This window comes from Cohnella sp. OV330 (assembly GCF_900112065.1).
GTDB lineage: Bacteria > Bacillota > Bacilli > Paenibacillales > Paenibacillaceae > Cohnella.
In genome coordinates this window covers 257,741-274,735 of the sequence record NZ_FOKE01000008.1, presented here as the reverse complement: position 1 = coordinate 274,735, position 16,995 = coordinate 257,741, and the positions used below count along the sequence as shown (strand labels likewise).

The 16,995-nt window shown below is 56.7% G+C and carries 10 protein-coding genes; 1 reads left to right on the top strand and 9 read right to left on the bottom strand.

What is annotated here, in order from left to right:
* Positions 1-19: 19 nt before the first annotated feature.
* From BM235_RS32865 to BM235_RS19855, 7 genes are all read right to left on the bottom strand, one after another.
* Positions 20-2,701 carry a winged helix-turn-helix domain-containing protein gene (locus BM235_RS32865; RefSeq protein ID WP_090115971.1) on the bottom strand — a complete coding sequence of 894 codons (2,682 nt, stop codon included), beginning with the start codon at positions 2,699-2,701 and terminating at the stop codon, positions 20-22.
* 173 nt (positions 2,702-2,874) lie between these two features.
* Positions 2,875-5,802 (bottom strand): pre-peptidase C-terminal domain-containing protein, encoded by a 2,928-nt coding sequence (locus BM235_RS19880; RefSeq protein ID WP_255374494.1) that lies wholly within the window; start codon positions 5,800-5,802, stop codon positions 2,875-2,877.
* A 5-nt stretch (positions 5,803-5,807) separates the two neighbouring features.
* A complete protein-coding gene (locus BM235_RS19875) occupies positions 5,808-8,273 on the bottom strand; it encodes a pre-peptidase C-terminal domain-containing protein (RefSeq protein WP_158543821.1) in 2,466 nt (821 codons plus the stop codon).
* A 181-nt stretch (positions 8,274-8,454) separates the two neighbouring features.
* Positions 8,455-9,162: a DNA alkylation repair protein gene (locus tag BM235_RS19870; RefSeq protein ID WP_090115968.1), complete on the bottom strand. Its 708-nt coding sequence runs from the start codon at positions 9,160-9,162 to the stop codon at positions 8,455-8,457.
* A gap of 83 nt (positions 9,163-9,245) precedes the next feature.
* On the bottom strand, positions 9,246-10,652 hold the full coding sequence (locus BM235_RS19865; protein ID WP_143106709.1) for a hypothetical protein: 1,407 nt from the start codon (positions 10,650-10,652) through the stop codon (positions 9,246-9,248).
* 19 nt (positions 10,653-10,671) lie between these two features.
* A complete protein-coding gene (locus BM235_RS19860; protein ID WP_090115966.1) occupies positions 10,672-11,823 on the bottom strand; it encodes a saccharopine dehydrogenase family protein in 1,152 nt (383 codons plus the stop codon).
* 45 nt (positions 11,824-11,868) lie between these two features.
* Entirely contained in the window at positions 11,869-12,855 is a 987-nt protein-coding gene (locus BM235_RS19855; RefSeq protein ID WP_090115965.1) for a hydroxyacid dehydrogenase, read from the bottom strand.
* 85 nt (positions 12,856-12,940) lie between these two features.
* On the opposite strand from BM235_RS19855, the gene BM235_RS19850 reads away from it, so the two are divergent.
* Complete coding sequence (locus BM235_RS19850) at positions 12,941-14,128, top strand: CdaR family transcriptional regulator (RefSeq protein ID WP_090115964.1); 1,188 nt, start codon at positions 12,941-12,943, stop codon at positions 14,126-14,128.
* Here the strand turns inward: BM235_RS19850 and BM235_RS19845 are convergent.
* Both BM235_RS19845 and BM235_RS19840 read right to left on the bottom strand, forming a co-directional pair.
* Positions 14,125-15,606, bottom strand: a complete 1,482-nt coding sequence (locus BM235_RS19845; protein ID WP_090115963.1) for an aldehyde dehydrogenase family protein — start codon at positions 15,604-15,606, stop codon at positions 14,125-14,127. The genes BM235_RS19850 and BM235_RS19845 overlap by 4 nt on opposite strands.
* Positions 15,603-16,784, bottom strand: coding sequence for an LL-diaminopimelate aminotransferase (locus BM235_RS19840; protein ID WP_090115962.1), 1,182 nt, complete (start codon positions 16,782-16,784; stop codon positions 15,603-15,605). The genes BM235_RS19845 and BM235_RS19840 overlap by 4 nt, the downstream gene beginning before the upstream one ends.
* Positions 16,785-16,995 lie beyond the last annotated feature (211 nt).

The window sequence follows — 16,995 nt, the reverse complement described above, 5'->3', positions numbered from 1 at the left end:
GAACCCGTTGGTGTCGGAGTCATTGTATGACACCGTTCGGTGTCGTGTCAATCCGCAAATGCCCGATCAATCCGCTTTGCCTGGCGATTTGGATCGCCTGCACGCGTCCCTTCGCTTGAAGCTTGCCATAAATACGGTGTATATGCAGCTTTACGGTCCCTTCCGTCAGTACGAGTCTTACGGCGATTTCTTTGTTCGACAGTCCTTCCGCGATCAGCTTCAATACCTCGGCCTCACGAGCGGTCAAAGTACCGATTGGCGCGCTTGCTGCCTCATTTCCAACTTCCTTTTTCGGAAAGTCTCCCGCGACAGATATAATGTCTCTGACATAAGGTAGGGGCACGCTCGACAGCAGCTCCGGCATATATCCGCTTTTACGTAATTCTGCATACTTCCCCAGTAGTTTAAGCACTTCCGGCAAGTCGACGAACGTCCGGAAATACCCTTCCCGGTTTCCAAGTTCAAGAGCTGCCTGGAGTGCCAGCATACAGTCGTATGTTCGATCCAATTTGTCGTAGAGAATGGCAAGGCAAAGGCCGGCTTCCAGTTCCGTCATGATCCTGCCGTTTTGTTTGGCTGAGTCTAAAAGCCTAGTCGACAACGCGAGCGCTTCCTGTAGCCGACCGCTTGCCGTCAGCACGCGAATCCAGGTCAACCATTCAAAATCCTGATTGATCGTTATTTCTGCGTCAAGGTTCGGTTGCGGGCGCTTTAGCCATAGATCTACCGCTTCCGTCTCTCCGACCGCCATTTGGCTCCGTACAAGATATGCGCGGAGAAACTCGAACCATTGCGTCTCGGTCTGTCCGAGTTCGTCCAATTGTTTCATGGCATCGCGCAAGGTTTGAATCGCGACTGTCGGCTCTTCCATTCCGTGAGCGATGCGGGCTTTGGAAATGGCCGACGACACATAGGCTCCCGTGATGCCGAGTTGCTGTGCCACTTCCATCGCTTGCTCCGCAAAAGCCATAGCTTCGGCTAGCTCGTTTCGTTCATAATAGACCTCGCTCATCGCCGTCCGTTGATAGGAACTGAAGGCGAAACGATGCAGCCCGTTTTTTTCGATAAAAGCATGATAAACTTGATGGTACTGCGCTGCCAGCTTCATTCTCCCGCGAAAACCATAGTAGCCTCGGACGAAAGGGATCGTTCCCTCGTTCAATTCAATGCCGATGCTCACCAACAGGCCTTCGCCGTCGGGAAGATCTTCGACCTCGAGCAGGATTTGAATTAAAGCCATCGCGCGGTCAAAATCTCCTTGCAGCATAACCAGAAAGTTTTCAATGATAATCATTTCTTGTTCCATACGATCAAAAGTCGCTTTGTCGACGGCGGTCAACGCCGTAAGCGCAGCCCTCATGTAGGCGAGTCGGTTTTTCACTTTATCATAATGCCCTAGGAACAATTCGGTCCAAGTTAAGAAAAAAAGCAAGTTAGGCCGATCCTGAAGCGTAAGCGTTAACTGCTGCAGCCACCGATTCAGCGTGGTCAGCTCCCATCGCCTGAGCAGCTCTAGCGCGATCTTCTCAAGCAAATCCGCTGCTTTCGTAAGATCGCCTGCGGCGAACGCATGGTTAATCGCTTCTTCCAGGTAACCCTGACCTTCGAACCATGAACAGGCCAACGAATGCAGCCGAGCAACGTCGGCTGGATACTGCAAAATCAATCGGCTTCTAAGAAATTCACCGAATAAATGATGATAACGATACCAATATCGCTCTCCGTCGAGGGGAATCAGGAACAGTCCGCCGCGTTCCATCTGCTGCAGCAGGTCTTCTTCCAGATCCGAGCCGGTAACCGCCCGACATAGCGCCAGGTTCAATCGTTCGAGAACCGCGGTCTGCATCAAAAAAAGCCTGTGGCTTTCCGGTTGACACTGAAAGACTTCCTCCATCAAGTAGTCCGCGACATAATGGTGTCTCCCGGTAAAATGCCGCAAAGTCTCAGGTTGTCCTTTCTTCCTGACAAGCGCTGCCAATTGAATGCCGGCCGCCCATCCTTCCGTGCGAGCGGCGAGCAGACTTAAGGAAGCTTTGTCCGCCGATTCGCCTGTCTGACCGGTCCAGAACGAAGAAATTTCGAATTCAGTAAACTTGAGCTCGTCAATCCCGATCTGATTCAATTCTCCTTTGGCACGCAAGGCGGCGACCGGAAACGGAAGCTCCTTGCGGCTCATGACGCACATATGGATTCGTTCAGGAATCCGTTGAAGAAAAGCATAGAAGGAGGACAACACCGCTTGCGACTCGATCACGTGAAAATCGTCCATGATCATGACGATATTTTCGTCCATGACGGCTAAGTCGTTCACGAGCCAAGCGACCATCTGTTCGACGGAAAAGGCTACAGGGGACTGCAGCAAGGAAAGTGCTTTCCGGCCCGTCCCCAGCCGCAGTCGATCGAACGCGGCGATGACATAGCCCCAAAAGCGAAGCACGTCGTTCTCGCCGGCTTCGAGCGATATCCAACCCGCTTCGATATGATTTCTTCGTACCCAGTCGCTGACCAAAGTCGATTTCCCGAATCCGGGAGGTGCCGTAACCAACGTTAGCTTGCAATGTAAAGCCATCGCGAGCGCATCGTCAAGGCGGTCTCTTGAGATAAGATGAGCAGGTTGATGGGGAATGTTTAATTTCGTAAGCAGTACGGGAGGATGAAGGTTAGCTGATTCGGGTACTCGCTTCCGTGCAATCCGGTTCATCTACGCATCGTCCCTTTTTTTCTATTAATTACTAAATTTCTACGTCCTCCTTCGCTTTCCTGCTTGTTCCCTGGCTCTCCGTTTGAAGTAACAGAAGCGTTCGCGCAAAAAAAAAAAGCCCTCCTTCACGCGAGATCGCGTACTAGGAGAGCAAATGAGCTAATGACTCTATTTTAAGGTTCAAAAAACGGGAAGTTCCATCCCAACGGGTCGTTCTCAGACCACATCGTATCGCAGTTATTGGCAAATGCGGAGCAGGCCAGGCCGGCGCAAGGTTCTGTCTCGGTGATCGTGCTAGCCGCGGGCGATTCGTCGCCGAACAGCAGCTTTTTAATCTGAGCGATCACGGCCGGCGCGTGAAGCAGCTGCTTATGGTTGACATCCTTGATAAAATACCGCTTCGTTTGCGTCGTCTCCCCGCCCGTTGCGCTGAGTAACGGCACGATACCGTCGCCATTTTTGTATATCGGTTTGACCGGATCGCCTTCGTCGTTCAGAAGCGTCATAAACGTTGCTAACGGATAATTATTCCAGGCAAAAGGCATAAGACCGAAATCGTTCGGAATGTTAATATATCGCGTGGGCGTAGGTACATTATAGCCTGCCACTTCGTAATATTGAACGCCGTCGATCGTCTGATCCCACGACTGATGAAGACTGGCGGATTGATCTGCCGCCGTCTCCAGGAAGTCTTCGGGCGGAGCGCTTCCGTAGCGTCCTTCGTATGCGGGCGTATGGTGAAGCGACGACAGATAAGCTCGCGTCGCGGCTGCGTTCGTCAGCTTGCCGCTTAAACCGTGTTCGGCGTCGAACGACGCGTACAAGTAGCGGTTCGGGTCTCCGCTTAAGCCATATGCCTGAAAGTAGCCTTCGCTGGGCAGCAGCGAATAATAGCCGGGCGAATCGAGCGCGAGGTGCATGCCGACCGATCCCAAGCCCAGTCCGATGTCCCCGGAGCCGTTCAACATCGCTTTGAATCCGACGGCCGTTCCCAGATGAGGCGTGCCGAGACCGATCCAGCTTTTCACTTTGCTTTTCATTTGCGGAGAAGCGATCAGCATATTTTTGACGACCAGCCCGCCGCTGCCATGGGTGATGAGCACGACCCGATCGGAGCCGCTGATCGCGATCGCGTCATTGATCAGATTAATCAGCTTGTCGTTATGGCCGGCGATGTCCGCCCGCCAGTCATAAGGGAAGCCGAATAGCGAGGAGCCTGGCTTATAACCTGACTCCTGCAAGCTATTCGCGATCGTATCGAATGCGTGCTCGAATTCATAGGGGGCATTCGAACTGGCATAAGGCATCATATCGGATATCGCGTACAAGCCGTTGTTCCGGTTGTCCGCGACGATGGGTACATTCGGATCTGCCTGGCTGGGATACAACTTTGGCAGGATCGTTTGGTTCGCGTAGGCGGAATTCGTCTGCAGCCAGATCGGGGTTAACGATCTGGTCGCCGCATCGTATTCTTCCAGCACGCTCTCGCCTAAACCCGGTACGAGAATAACCGGCGCTTTCCCGTCCAGATTCGTGCTGGCGATCAATTCGAGATGGTACGGCTGACTGGAATACCAGCGAACGGAATATACCTTGATGTAATAAACGCCAGGCTCAATGGTTCTAGTGATTTTTTCCGGCGTCGTACCGGCGTTATAGCTGCCCGCCAGCTTCGTTTCGTTTCCGCCATCCTTGCGGACCAGCTCCAGTTCGTAGTTCGCAGCGCCTGGAATCGCGCTTAACGTCGCGGTCAGCCGGGTGGTTTCGGGAATCGTTATTTTATAATAATCCACGTCCTGGTCGTGCAGCGTCGCATCGAAGTCCGATTTTGTCAGCGGACCGAGCGCGGTCGCGCCATCCGCCGAATCGTTCGGCTCGAAATGATCGATCGCCGTCTCCAAACGCTGTACCTTGCTATCCAGCGAATAATACGCCTCGCTGTCCGTGACCGAACCGGCATAGATACGCCAGTAATAAGTGCCCTGCGGCAGCTCGGTCTGAATCAGTTCATCCTCGCTCCCGCTTTTGTACGAGGCGATCAACGGCGTGCCGCCGCCGTCCAGCAGCGCCAGCTCGAAGTTCTCGCCGCTTGGCACGTCCAGCTTGCCGGACACGGACGAGAGCCGATCCACCGTAAACTTGAAATAATCGACGTCGCTTGCCGTATGCAGCGTTCCAACGCCCAGCGCCCCATAAGGGACCGAGGCGAGCGTCTTCGCCGTCTCGAGCGTGTCGTTCCACTCGTTGCTATCCGGCCAGGGAGGCGAATACGCCAGCTTATAAGGGCTCGACGAGGTGCCCGATGCCGATTGGACGACAAAATAATACGTCCCCGCCGCCAGATTCAACTTGAACGATTCGTCCGCCGTACCCGCATTCGCCGACTTCGCGAGGACGTTCCCCGCTTCGTCCACGAGACTCAAATCGTAATTCGTGCCCGAAGGGATATACGTCAGCGTGCCCTTAATCCAGGTGGGCTGCGAAAGCGTCAGCTTGAAGTAGTCTTTATCCGTCAGCGAATGAATGGTGCCCGAGGACCACGAATAGGGACGCATCCCGATCGGCTTGGCGGTCGCCGCCGAATCGTTGGGTTCATAGCTGTCTATTTCCGTGGCCGTCGCTTGGACAGAGTAACCGTAGCTGGACAATCGTCCGTTCGAACAGCGTACTTTCCAGTAGTACGAACCCGCCGGCAGCGTGGCGCTGAGGTATTCGTCGGACAGCCATGCCGAGCTGCGCGCCGAGACGGCCAGCGTAGCGCCGTCAGCGCCGAGCAGCTCGAGATCGTAGTCCGCGCCGCCGCTGAAAAATCCGCCGAACGTGAAGCTCGCGGTCAGCGCCGTCGGCTTGTCGAGCGTGAACCGGTACCAGTCCACGTCCGTCGACGTATGGAGATCCGCGTAGAACCAGAGCGGACTCGTCAATGCCTTCGCTTGGCTCATTGAATCGTTGGGCTCGTAAGCGTCGCCCGCCGCCAGGGATTGGACCGCTTCCGTCTGCGGCGCGCTTGCCGACGCGCTGCCGATTCCGATCGACATTAGTTGCAGCGTCAGCGCCAGCGTGAGGAATAGCGTTATCGAATACCGAATGCGCGAGATCATCTTCGTCACTCCTCTCCCTTCCGATAAGCGCTAAGATCGATCTTCGCATACACTTCTCCGTCGAATCTGGCGAGCGGTTGGTTCAGCCATGTATTGCGCTCCCCAGGGGACAGAGAGAACGTAAAGGATCCGAGCAGGTCGTCTCCCGTTAAGACCAGATCTTTGTCATATGCATCGATCTCCCACGAAGCGTCTTTCCAGTAATTGAAGTAGCGCGTATTAATGGACGCTTCATATCGTGGTCCTCCTTCCGCCTGATCTCCGCCGAACCAGATCGGATTGGATTCGTTGAGCGCCGTATCGTTCTTTTTCCATTGCATATGCGACAAGCCGGGGCCGTAAAGAACGAGATCGTTGCCGTTTCCATCCGCGTTCTTAACGCTTGTGACCGATTGATAGCGAAGCTCTACATTGAAAAAGTCATTGTCGACGTACTTCGTCGAGAAAGCGCCGAGGTTCCAGAAATACGTATCGAAGAAATAGACGGGATCGGAGAGTACGTCCCCTTCTTTCACGAGGTATTCTTGCATGTACGGATTGCTAAAGCCCCAAGGATATTCGCCTGGCGGATTGCCCGAGCGGCCGTCCGCGTTCATGTAATTTTTGTGTATGCCCCAATTGATTTCCGTCTGCTTTTTGATTTGGTCCTTGTAGACCGGTTCAAGCGGCAGCAGCTCGTAGGAGTAAGGACTGTAGCCGTTCTTATCGCCGACCTGCTGTGCTGCCCCGTTGTAATAGTAGCGAACGCCGTCGCCGCCGGGCGGCGAGTCCGACCCGTCCAGTTTACCGTCGAACATCGTCAGCATCGGTCCGTCAAACCATTTCGGATTGCCCCAAATGTCGCTGCTCGCACCAGTCGATGCATAAAAAACCGGGCGATGATTCGTAAGTTTTATCGGTTTGTCGGTCGGACCGACCGTGCCGTCCGAATACCTGCCGTTTTCTCCGCCGTTGGTGTTGACGGCTTGCAGCTTGCCGTACGGCGAGCCGTCCTTGTAAACCATCAAGAATACCCCTTTGAACCCGTATGCCGGATAATACAGATAATAGCCGATGAAATAATGGGTTTCCGTCTCGACGACGGAGTAGTAAACATAGGATTTAAAAGGGAGAGATCGTGCGTTCGAAAAATTGTTCGACTCTTCCATATCGCCGTCTAAATCGAAGTTTGCGATCAAATCCGGCAATCCGCGGAAATAGTCCGAATCGGTATCCACGTCCTGATAAAAATCAGGAGCCCAATATTCTGCGACCACTCGGTCCCTGGGCTTAATGACCGTCACCTTGCTATCCAGCGAATAATACGCCTCGCTGTCCGTGACCGAACCGGCATAGATACGCCAGTAATAAGTGCCCTGCGGCAGCTCGGTCTGAATCAGTTCATCCTCGCTCCCGCTCTTGTACGAGGCGATCAACGGCGTGCCGCCGCCATCCAGCAGCGCCAGCTCGAAGTTCTCGCCGCTTGGCACGTCCAGCTTGCCGGACACGGACGAAAGACGATCCACCGTAAACTTGAAATAATCGACGTCGCTTGCCGTATGCAGCGTTCCAACGCCCAGCGCCCCATAAGGGACCGAGGCGAGCGTCTTCGCCGTCTCGAGCGTGTCGTTCCACTCGTTGCTATCCGGCCAGGGAGGCGAATACGCCAGCTTGTAGGGGCTCGACGAGGTGCCCGATGCCGATTGGACGACAAAATAATACGTCCCCGCCGCCAGATTCAACTTGAACGATTCGTCCGCCGTACCCGCATTCGCCGACTTCGCGAGGACGTTCCCCGCTTCGTCCACGAGACTCAAATCGTAATTCGTGCCCGAAGGGATATACGTCAGCGTGCCCTTAATCCAGGTGGGCTGCGAGAGCGTCAGCTTGAAGTAGTCTTTGTCCGTCAGCGAATGAATGGTGCCCGAGGACCACGAATAGGGACGCATCCCGATCGGCTTGGCGGTCGCCGGCGAATCGTTGGGTTCATAGCTGTCGATCTCTGTGGCCGTCGCTTGGACAGAGTAGCCGTAGCTGGACAATCGTCCGTTCGAACAGCGTACTTTCCAGTAGTACGAACCCGCCGGCAGCGTGGCGCTGAGGTATTCGTCGGACAGCCATGCCGAGCTGCGCGCCGAGACGGCCAGCGTAGCGCCGTCAGCGCCGAGCAGCTCGAGATCGTAGTCCGCGCCGCCGCTGAAAAATCCGCCGAACGTGAAGCTCGCGGTCAGCGCCGTCGGCTTGTCGAGTGTGAACCGGTACCAGTCCGCGTCCGTCGACGTATGGAGATCCGCGTAGAACCAGAGCGGACTCGTCAATGCCTTCGCTTGGCTCATTGAATCGTTGGGCTCGTAAGCGTCGCCCGCCGCCAGAGATTGGACCGCTTCCGTCTGCGGCGCGCTTGCCGCCGCGCTGCCGATTCCAGACGCTAGCAGCTGTACCGTCAGCGCCATCGCCATGGCGAAGCATAATAATCTTGTCTTGCGTTTCATCATGCCACTCCTTTAAAAGGTTTTTAATCCTCATCGATCATAACGGTTTTTGCCGCGCTCCCCATCTAACGAAGGATATATAAACCGGTTATATCTTTACGAGTCGGCGAGGCCTGAGTAAACATGAAAAAAACCGTACCAAGGTCGGGACGGTTTAACCTATGACGTTTGAAAATCCATTTCAACACCTGACATGCTTGCGTTTAAAGCCGATCTGGTTTTTCTCGACCGCCTTGCGTATCGTTTCGGCAGCGTTCAAAAACTTGCTTTTGCCTTTGGTTCCGTTCACTTCGACCGGGCCGACGGCTAGCGCCGTTTCCGTCGCTTTGGCGTGGAGCGGCAAATAAGAGATGCCAACCGTGTAAATGAATTGATTCATCGCGTATTTCGTTCGTTCCGGCGCGGCATGAATCGATTTGGCGACATCATCGAGCATGTCCGAAAGCTTTTGCTCCGAAAAAGCGCTATCCGGCTGATTTCCGATCTGCCAGCAATAGCAGTTCCAGCCAGCCGACATTTTTAGCTCGTCGCCGCTTGCGATCCACGCGTCGGAGACGTCCTGCGCGATCGGCGCTTCCGCCAAGGTGACGGCGACGACGAAGTCGGACAGCATATAAAAATAAGCCGAATCGATCCAGCGGTCAAAGTCGGCCGCCGTCATCGCCTTCGGATCGGCGATGATGCCGGCGAAGTACATCGCGTCGTAGTTACCCGTCGCATATAACTGCTCGGCCAGCGGCTGATTGATTTTGATTTTTTTGAAAAGGGGCTTCATCTCGCCCGTCGCGACGCCGAAAACCGGCTCGTGCGCCCCGTTCGACATGTACATTTTTTTCAGTCGTTCCTTGCCCAGCGCTTCCAGTTCCTGCATGGCCGTACCCAGGTCCATTCGCCGGCTCCTCCCGTCGAGAGACGCTTATCGTTGACAGTTATTTATTATACAAGCTTCTCGCGAATTGCAAAACGTACGATTTACCGGAATAAGGCGATCGTGAGATATAAGAACAATACGCCGCCCATGCAGACGGCAAACTTGTAATTCGGCGACGCGAGCTCGAACACCGAACGCTTAAGCAGACCCGCCAGCAGGTTGTTCACGGCCGAAGCCGGCGATACGGGATTGGATATAGCCCAACTGCCCAGAAGCAACACCGCGAATTGATCCGGGCTCATCTGCATGGCGGCCGGGTCGATGCCGCCGGCGAGGATCGTCACGAGGACGATTGGATGAATGCCGAGCGCAGACGTGCCTACGATCAGCACGACGGTCAGCATGGAAAATAGAACAGGCACAGGCAGCAACGGGATTTTGTCGAGAATCGCCGGCACGGCGGTTCCGATCTGCCAGACGCCGATGGCGCCGCTGAAAAAGCCCGCGGATAAAAACAGCGCGATTTCCTTTTGGAGCGCGGGCAGCGTGGCCGTCACGTGATGATGGACGCCTTGCCTGTAGAACGAAGCCTTTCCTGAAGCCAGACACCAGAGCAGCGGAAAAAGAAGTGCCGATAGGCAGATGATGAGTACCATCGGCAAGTCGAGCAGCCGTTCCAATATGAATACGACCGCCATCGAAGCGATTAAGTATACCCCGAGTCCGTAAGGAAAAGCTGCGCGTTGCCCCTTCTTTTCCGCCTTGGAGGAGAACGCCTCCTTATCCTTAGGAAGAAGCTGCGCGGGAGGCTCGGCAAGCCCTGCTTCCGCGCTGTGCAGCTGCCGAAAATCTACGGCCAGACTGATGCACAAGCTCATGATAGCCAGCACGAGCATATGCGGCAGAACCGACGACCAAGACACTTGCAAGGCCGTCGTCACCAGTGTCATGGCGGCAAAGTACGGCGACCAAAGAATGGCTCCGGCGAAGCCGCGGTTCATTGCATTCGCCAGGAGCAGGCTCATGCCTGGGCGCGGTCTGACGAAGACCATCTGATAAACGACGGGGATCGAACCAACATTTATGAATACGCACAATATTAGCGTTAATAGCTGCGTTCCGACAAACAGCGCGGTCGAGCTGCGAAAATTTGCTTCATAGAACCGCTTCAGCGAATTGACGTACGCCGGTAGCCGAACGGGTATGCCGAATAAGGGCGCGAACAGGAACAGCGTCACGATCGTCACGTTCGCGCCGGCCGCCTCGAACCATACCTTTGCTTCCGCAGCCCGCATCGACAAAAGGACGATGCCGGCAAACGAAAAAACGGCGGTAAGCCAGAACGTCATCCCTTTCAGACTGGGCAGCCGCAAGAAGATCGCAACAAAAACAAGCCCGCCGATCATATAAGTCAGCGACCCGGTGTTCGTTAGTTGCTCTACGATAAAAACGGCGGCAGTGGAGAATAGAATCGCCCTCTCCATTGCCGTCCGGATGGCGGATGTCATCGTCGTCCGCTCGCTTTCTTCAGCCAATCTCTTCCCTAAAAGAGATCGCGATTCCTCTGTCCCGCAGCTCCCGTACGAACGGATCGAAGTGCCGGCCGATGACAACGTCCTCAATCGCCTTCACGCCGCGGATGTCCAATCTTCCTTCGGACATCCATTCCGTGAGCAAAATGGCCGGAAAGCCGGTCGTTTTCGCCATCGACGTGATCCGCCGGTCGCTGTCGTACGCGTCTACCATTTCCCATTCGAGCTTCGTTCGTTTCCCGCCGCGGGTACCCGTCACCGTGACGCGAAGCACGGTCATGTCTTCGTTCGAGCCGCCTTTCATCTTCCGCTCCAGCAATGGAATCGCCACCCGCTGCGGAGAGACGAGCGTACCGTCCACGTCGATCGGCGTCTCGTCCAGAAAGCCGAGCTCGGCGAGCACGCTCATTTTCTCCCAATGGCCTTTGTAGCGCACGGTTTTTTCGTACAGCCGCTTCACTTTCGAGCGCAGCGTATACGCCGTGCTGTGAGCGTCCGTGACGACCGCTTCGCATTCGCCTACGGGCTCCGGGAACGAAAGCCGCTCCAAGCGCGTCAGCGGCGGCAGCTTGACGAGCTCTCCGTCTTCAACGGCCAATGCGGGCTTCGTGCAGAGTCCGAGCAGGCTTTCGAGCCGGAAGACGACCTGGTACCAGAGCGGCGGCAGCGGATGACGCGGCAGCCCCCCGCACAGCATGACCGCTTCGTCCGCCTCGTCGAGCAGCTCGATGCCGCGCGCCGCCAAGAAGTTCGCGATGCCCGGCGCTACGCCGGCGCCCGGCACGATCAGTACGCCGGCTTCGAGCGCCTGCTCGTTTAATTCGGCTTTCTCCTCGTACTTCGAACCTACGAGATCGATCAAGTGACACCGCGCGGCGATCGCCGCCTTGATCGCCAGCATGCTGAGGCCGTGCGGCAAACAAGAGACCGCGATGTCCGCACCGGCCAGGAGCTCGACTACGCGATCGTAATCGTCCAGCGCGTCCGTCCTGCCTGTCACTTTAGTCGAATTCGCTCCGGCCACGCATCGCTCCACGCTCGCGGATACGGCATCCACGGCGACGACCTCGTCGATCGAAGCGACGCCGCCGAGTTCTTGCACGATGACGCTGCCGATCATTCCCGTTCCCAATACGACGACTCGCATCGCATTTCCTCCTTTAGCGCTAGCGCCTTATAACGTTTACCAAGCCTATCGTCTTCCCAGCACTTCCGGATTTCCGATATATTCGGGCGTCTCGCCGCGCAGCGCGCGAATGACGTTGGCGGCGACGGTCGTCGACGTGATCAAGTTGCACTCGACCGTTGTCCCCCCGACGTGCGGCGTAACGATTACGTTCGGCAGCGAGAGCAGCGGCAGCTCCGAGCTGGGCGGCTCCGGATCGAACACGTCGAGTCCAGCGCCCGCGATTCTCCCTTCTTGCAAAACCGCATATAAATCCGTCTGGTTTACGACCGCCCCGCGGGCCGTATTAATGAAATAAGCGGTCGGCTTCATGCTGGCCAATAACCGATAATCGATTAAATGCCTCGTCCGATCGTTGAGCGGCACATGAACGGATACGTAGTCGCCCGATTCGAAAATATCTTCGATCCGCGTCGTCAGCAAGACGCCAAGCTCGCCGGCGATACGAACCTTCTCTTGATCCTTCTCTCTGACCCATGCGGTAACGTCCATCTCGAAGCCGAACCGCAGTCGCTTTGCCGCTTCCCGCGCGATCTGGCCGAAGCCGATCAAGCCCGCTTTTTTCCCCTTCAGTTCGAATGTCGGGATGACGCTCCGCGAAGCGAAGTTGCCCCTGCTCATTTCGCCGTGCAGCCGAACGACCGACTTGCCGAGCGCCAGCATGAGCGCGATGGCATGCTCGGCGGTCGACACCCGGTTGACGGAAGGCGCATGAAGCACGGGAATGCCATGCGCCGTCGCGTAAGCGACATCGATATTGTCGAGGCCGACGCCGGCGCCGGATATGACGCGCAGCTTCGGGTTCTCGTCGATCACTTCGCGCGTGATTCGCGCGGGGGCGCGCAGGACAATGCCGTCCACGCCTTTGGCCAGCTCGCATAAATGGGGGATGTCGTACCGGTCCGTTCGCACGACCTCCGCGCCTTCCCGGAGGACGATTTCTCCCTGTTCGTGGTACATCGATAGAATCTGCAATACTTTCGGTTTTGTCATTCCTTGGCTCCTTTCCCGCCCTGCGCCTGCCATAATCATGCTATAATGGGCTCCAAATACGACTTCCGCCAGGAGCGATACAAGCATGATCCTAGACCAGATCGCGCAGACGATCGTCGATCAAACGAGCGAGATCATCGAATATCCCATCATCATCACGGACGACAAAGGGACGATCATCGGCTCGACCGACCGCGGCCGCTTGGGCAGCCTTCACATCGCTTCCATCGACGTCCTGCGCAAAAACCGGACGATCTCGTACGAGCCCGGCGACGTCAAAGCGCTCGACAACGTGCTGCCGGGCATCGCCACGCCGATTTTGCTGAACGATGCGGTCATCGGCGTGCTCGGCATCGCCGGCGAGCCGGACTCGATCAAGAAGTACGTCCAGCTGGTGAAGAGCCACGTCGAGCTGATGTTCCATGAATCGTTTAAAAAGGAAACGTCCGCGCTGGAAACGAAGGCGCTCGATACGTTGGTCCAGTATCTGCTGTTCACAAGCCCGGACGACGAGTCCGATACGATGATCGAATACGGGCGGATGCTCGGCTACCGATTCGATCTCGATCGCGCATGTATCGTGATCGAGCTGGATTTGCTCTCGCTGCAGTTGCCGGGCAGGGACGGCAGCTTGGACAAAAAGGCGTTCCCCTATTTTCAAAAGGATCTGATCGAGCAGGTCAAGCATCTGTTCGTCGACCACCGGCAGGACATCTTCTCGCTGCTCAATCTCGAACAGCTGATCGTGCTGAAGGCCGTCCAGCCCCACGAGCAGGAGCTGCTCGCCGGGAAGACCGAGCAGCGAATGCGCAAGCTCAATCAATTTCTTCGGGACAGGCATCAGGCCGGCGCTTCCGTCGCGCTGGGCAACGTCATGTTCGGCGCAGCCGGCATCAAGCACTCCTACGAGAACGCTGTCCGGACCTTAAAAATCGGGAAACGAACCCCGTCTTCCAATCCATTCTATCATTACAACGATTGGGAGATCATCTTGGAGCTGTTAACGAAGGAATTGACGCCGTCCGTCACGGACCAATTCGCGGGCATGCTGCGCGCGCTGCGCGAACATGCCAATTACGAGACGTTGTCCGCGACGTTTCTGGCCTACTGCAGGTGCAACCTGAATCTGAGCGAGACCGCCCGAACGTTGTTCATCCACCGCAATTCGCTGAACTATCGCCTGGACAAGCTGTCGGAGCTGACCGGTCTCGATCTCTCCACGTTCGAGCATAGTCTGCTGCTGTATATTGCCCTTCGCAACGCGCGGGATTAATAATTGTCGATCTGCGCGCGCTGCAGCTTGCCGCTGTAGTCGACATAGATGGACTTCCACTCCGTGTACACGTCGAGCGAAGCGACGCCGGAGTCGCGATGCCCGTTTCCCGTCCCTTTGGTACCGCCGAAGGGCAGGTGAATCTCGGCGCCGGACGTGCCTGCGTTAACGTAGACGATCCCCGTGTCCAGATCGCGCATCGCTTGATAGGCGCGGTTGATGTCGCGGGTGAAAATCGAGCTGGACAGGCCGAATTCAACGCGGTTGTTCACTTCGATCGCTTCTTCGAGGCTCCCGACCGGAATGATCGATACGACCGGCCCGAAGATTTCCTCCATGGCGATTCGCATGTCCGGCTTCACGTCCGTAAACAGCGTCGGCTCGTAAAAGCTGCCATCCGCCAGGCCGCCCTCCGTTGCCGGCCTGCCTCCGCCGAGCAGCCTCGCGCCTTCTTCCTTGCCGATTCGCACATACGAATCGATGCGGTCCAGCGAAGCGCGATTGATGACCGGCCCGACTTGCACGGCAGCGTCGAGACCGTTGCCGAGCTTGAGCTGCTCCATCCGCGACAGCAGTTTGCCCTCCAGCTCGGCCTTGACCGATTCGTGCGCGATGACCCGGCTGCAGGCCGTGCACCGCTGCCCGCTCGTTCCGAAGGCGCTCCACAAGATGCCGTCCACCGCCAGGTCGAGATCCGCGTCGTCCATGACGATCACCGCGTTTTTGCCGCCCATCTCCAATGACGTTCTTTTCAGCAGCGCGCCTGCTTGGGCGTTGATCCGTTTGCCGACTTCGTTAGAGCCCGTGAAGGAGATCAGATCGATGCCCGGATGCTCGACCATCGCATTGCCTACTACGCTGCCGGAGCCGTTGACGAGATTCACCAAGCCTGCCGGCAGACCGGCCTCTTCATATACTTTGACGAATTCGGCTGCGATCATCGGCGTCTCGGAAGCCGGCTTCCAGACGACGGCATTGCCGGCGACGAGCGCGGGCAGCGACTTCCAGGACGCGATCGCGATCGGGAAGTTCCAGGGCGTGATCAGCCCCGCGACGCCTACGGGCACGCGGACGCTCATCGCGAACTTGTTGCGAAGCTCGGACGGCACCGTATCGCCGAACAGGCGTCTGCCTTCGCCGGCCATATAATAGGCCATGTCGATCGCTTCCTGAACCTCGCCTCGTCCTTCGTCGATGACCTTACCCATTTCGCTCGTCAAAATTTGCGCCAGTTCTTCCTTGCGCGCCTTCAGCAAATGCGCGACCTTGTACAGCGCTTCCGCCCGCTCCGGCGCCGGTACGAGGCGCCAGGATTTTTGCGCGGCGACGGCCGCCTGTACGGCCAGATCGACTTCCTCCGCTGCGGATTGCGTCACTTCTGCGAGCGTTTCCCCTGTCGCGGGATTGATGACCGGCAGAAATTTCCCCGTCGCCGATTCCGTCCATTTGCCGTTAATATAGTTCAACACTTTTTTCATAGTTGACCTCCATCGAATTTTAATTGGTGCCGGATCCGGTTCATCGCCTCTTCCAGCCGGTCGCCCGGCACCGAGACGGATATTCGGAAGTAGCCCTCTCCTGCCGGTCCGAATGCCGGACCGGGCGTCACGATCACGCCGGCTTCTTCGAGGACACGCGCGGCAAACGCCGCCGACGTATACCCTTGCGGAACTTTAGCCCAGATGAAAAAACTGCCGCGCGGCGCCTCCGCCCGGACGCCGATCGCCGCAAGGCCCTCGATCACGACGTCCATCCGCTCTCTGTAGATCCGGTTATGCGCCACGATCGTTTCCTTGTCGCCGTTCAGGGCGAATGCGGCCGCTTTTTGGATCGGCGTGAACGGGCCGGAATCCATATTGCTCTTAATGACGGACAGCGACTTGATTAGCCGGCTGTTGCCGACCGCGTAGCCGATGCGCCAGCCCGTCATGTTGTAGGTTTTCGAGAGCGAGCCGAACTCGATCGCGATCTCCTTCGCCCCTGCCGCTTGCAAGATACTCGGCGCCTTGTAATCGCCGATGGTGACCATGCCGTAGGCGGAGTCGTGGGCGATCGCGATACCGTGCGCCCGGCCAAAAGAGACGGCGCGTTCGAAGCAATCGAGATCGACCGTCGCGGCGGTCGGATTGCCGGGATAGTTCAAGAACATCAGCTTGGCCCGCTCGGCCGTCTCCTTCGGAATCGTATCGAACCGCGGCTCGTACCGGTTTTCGGCGGTTAAAGGCATGCCGTACGGCTCGCCGCCCGCGATCTCCGTCGCCATCCGATACACCGGATAGCTGGGGTCGGGGACGAGCACTACGTCGCCGGGATCGACCAGGGCGGGGATGAGATGGGCGATCCCCTCTTTGGACCCGATCAGCGCGAGCACCTCCGTGTCCGGATCGAGCGCGACGCCGTACTCGCGGCCATAGAAATCCGCCACCGCCTTGCGGAACTCCGCGCATCCGATGAAGCTCGGATATTTCAGATTGGCCGGGTCCTGCATCTCCTCGATCAACTTGTCGACGATCGGCCGGGGCGTCGGAAGGTCGGGATCGCCGATGCCAAGATCGATGACATCGACCCCTTCCTGTATCATCCGGGCTTTTTTCTTGTTCATTTCCGCGAACACGTACGGCGGGATTTGCGCGACCCGCCGGGATGAATACTGCATGCTTGCCTTCGCCTCTTTTCAGCGCTGTCTCTTAACTCGATCGCCGTTCTGCCTTAACGATAGCTTTTTTTCCAGTATTGCGACTATGGCCGTTTTGCACGAAAATCATAGACTGAACGAATAGAAGTTCCGTGCAATTCGCACAAATGTGACCGGCAAGATGTAACAGGTACGCCGAATGTGTTAAAAATAAAGGAATCGGATTCATTAT

Coding starts and splice junctions, on each gene's coding strand:
- BM235_RS32865 (WP_090115971.1), bottom strand. CDS start 2,701: ATGAACCGGATTGCACGGAAGCGAGTACCCGAATCAGCTAACCTTCAT.
- BM235_RS19880 (WP_255374494.1), bottom strand. CDS start 5,802: ATGATCTCGCGCATTCGGTATTCGATAACGCTATTCCTCACGCTGGCG.
- BM235_RS19875 (WP_158543821.1), bottom strand. CDS start 8,273: ATGAAACGCAAGACAAGATTATTATGCTTCGCCATGGCGATGGCGCTG.
- BM235_RS19870 (WP_090115968.1), bottom strand. CDS start 9,162: ATGGACCTGGGTACGGCCATGCAGGAACTGGAAGCGCTGGGCAAGGAA.
- BM235_RS19865 (WP_143106709.1), bottom strand. CDS start 10,652: ATGACATCCGCCATCCGGACGGCAATGGAGAGGGCGATTCTATTCTCC.
- BM235_RS19860 (WP_090115966.1), bottom strand. CDS start 11,823: ATGCGAGTCGTCGTATTGGGAACGGGAATGATCGGCAGCGTCATCGTG.
- BM235_RS19855 (WP_090115965.1), bottom strand. CDS start 12,855: ATGACAAAACCGAAAGTATTGCAGATTCTATCGATGTACCACGAACAG.
- BM235_RS19850 (WP_090115964.1), top strand. CDS start 12,941: ATGATCCTAGACCAGATCGCGCAGACGATCGTCGATCAAACGAGCGAG.
- BM235_RS19845 (WP_090115963.1), bottom strand. CDS start 15,606: ATGAAAAAAGTGTTGAACTATATTAACGGCAAATGGACGGAATCGGCG.
- BM235_RS19840 (WP_090115962.1), bottom strand. CDS start 16,784: ATGCAGTATTCATCCCGGCGGGTCGCGCAAATCCCGCCGTACGTGTTC.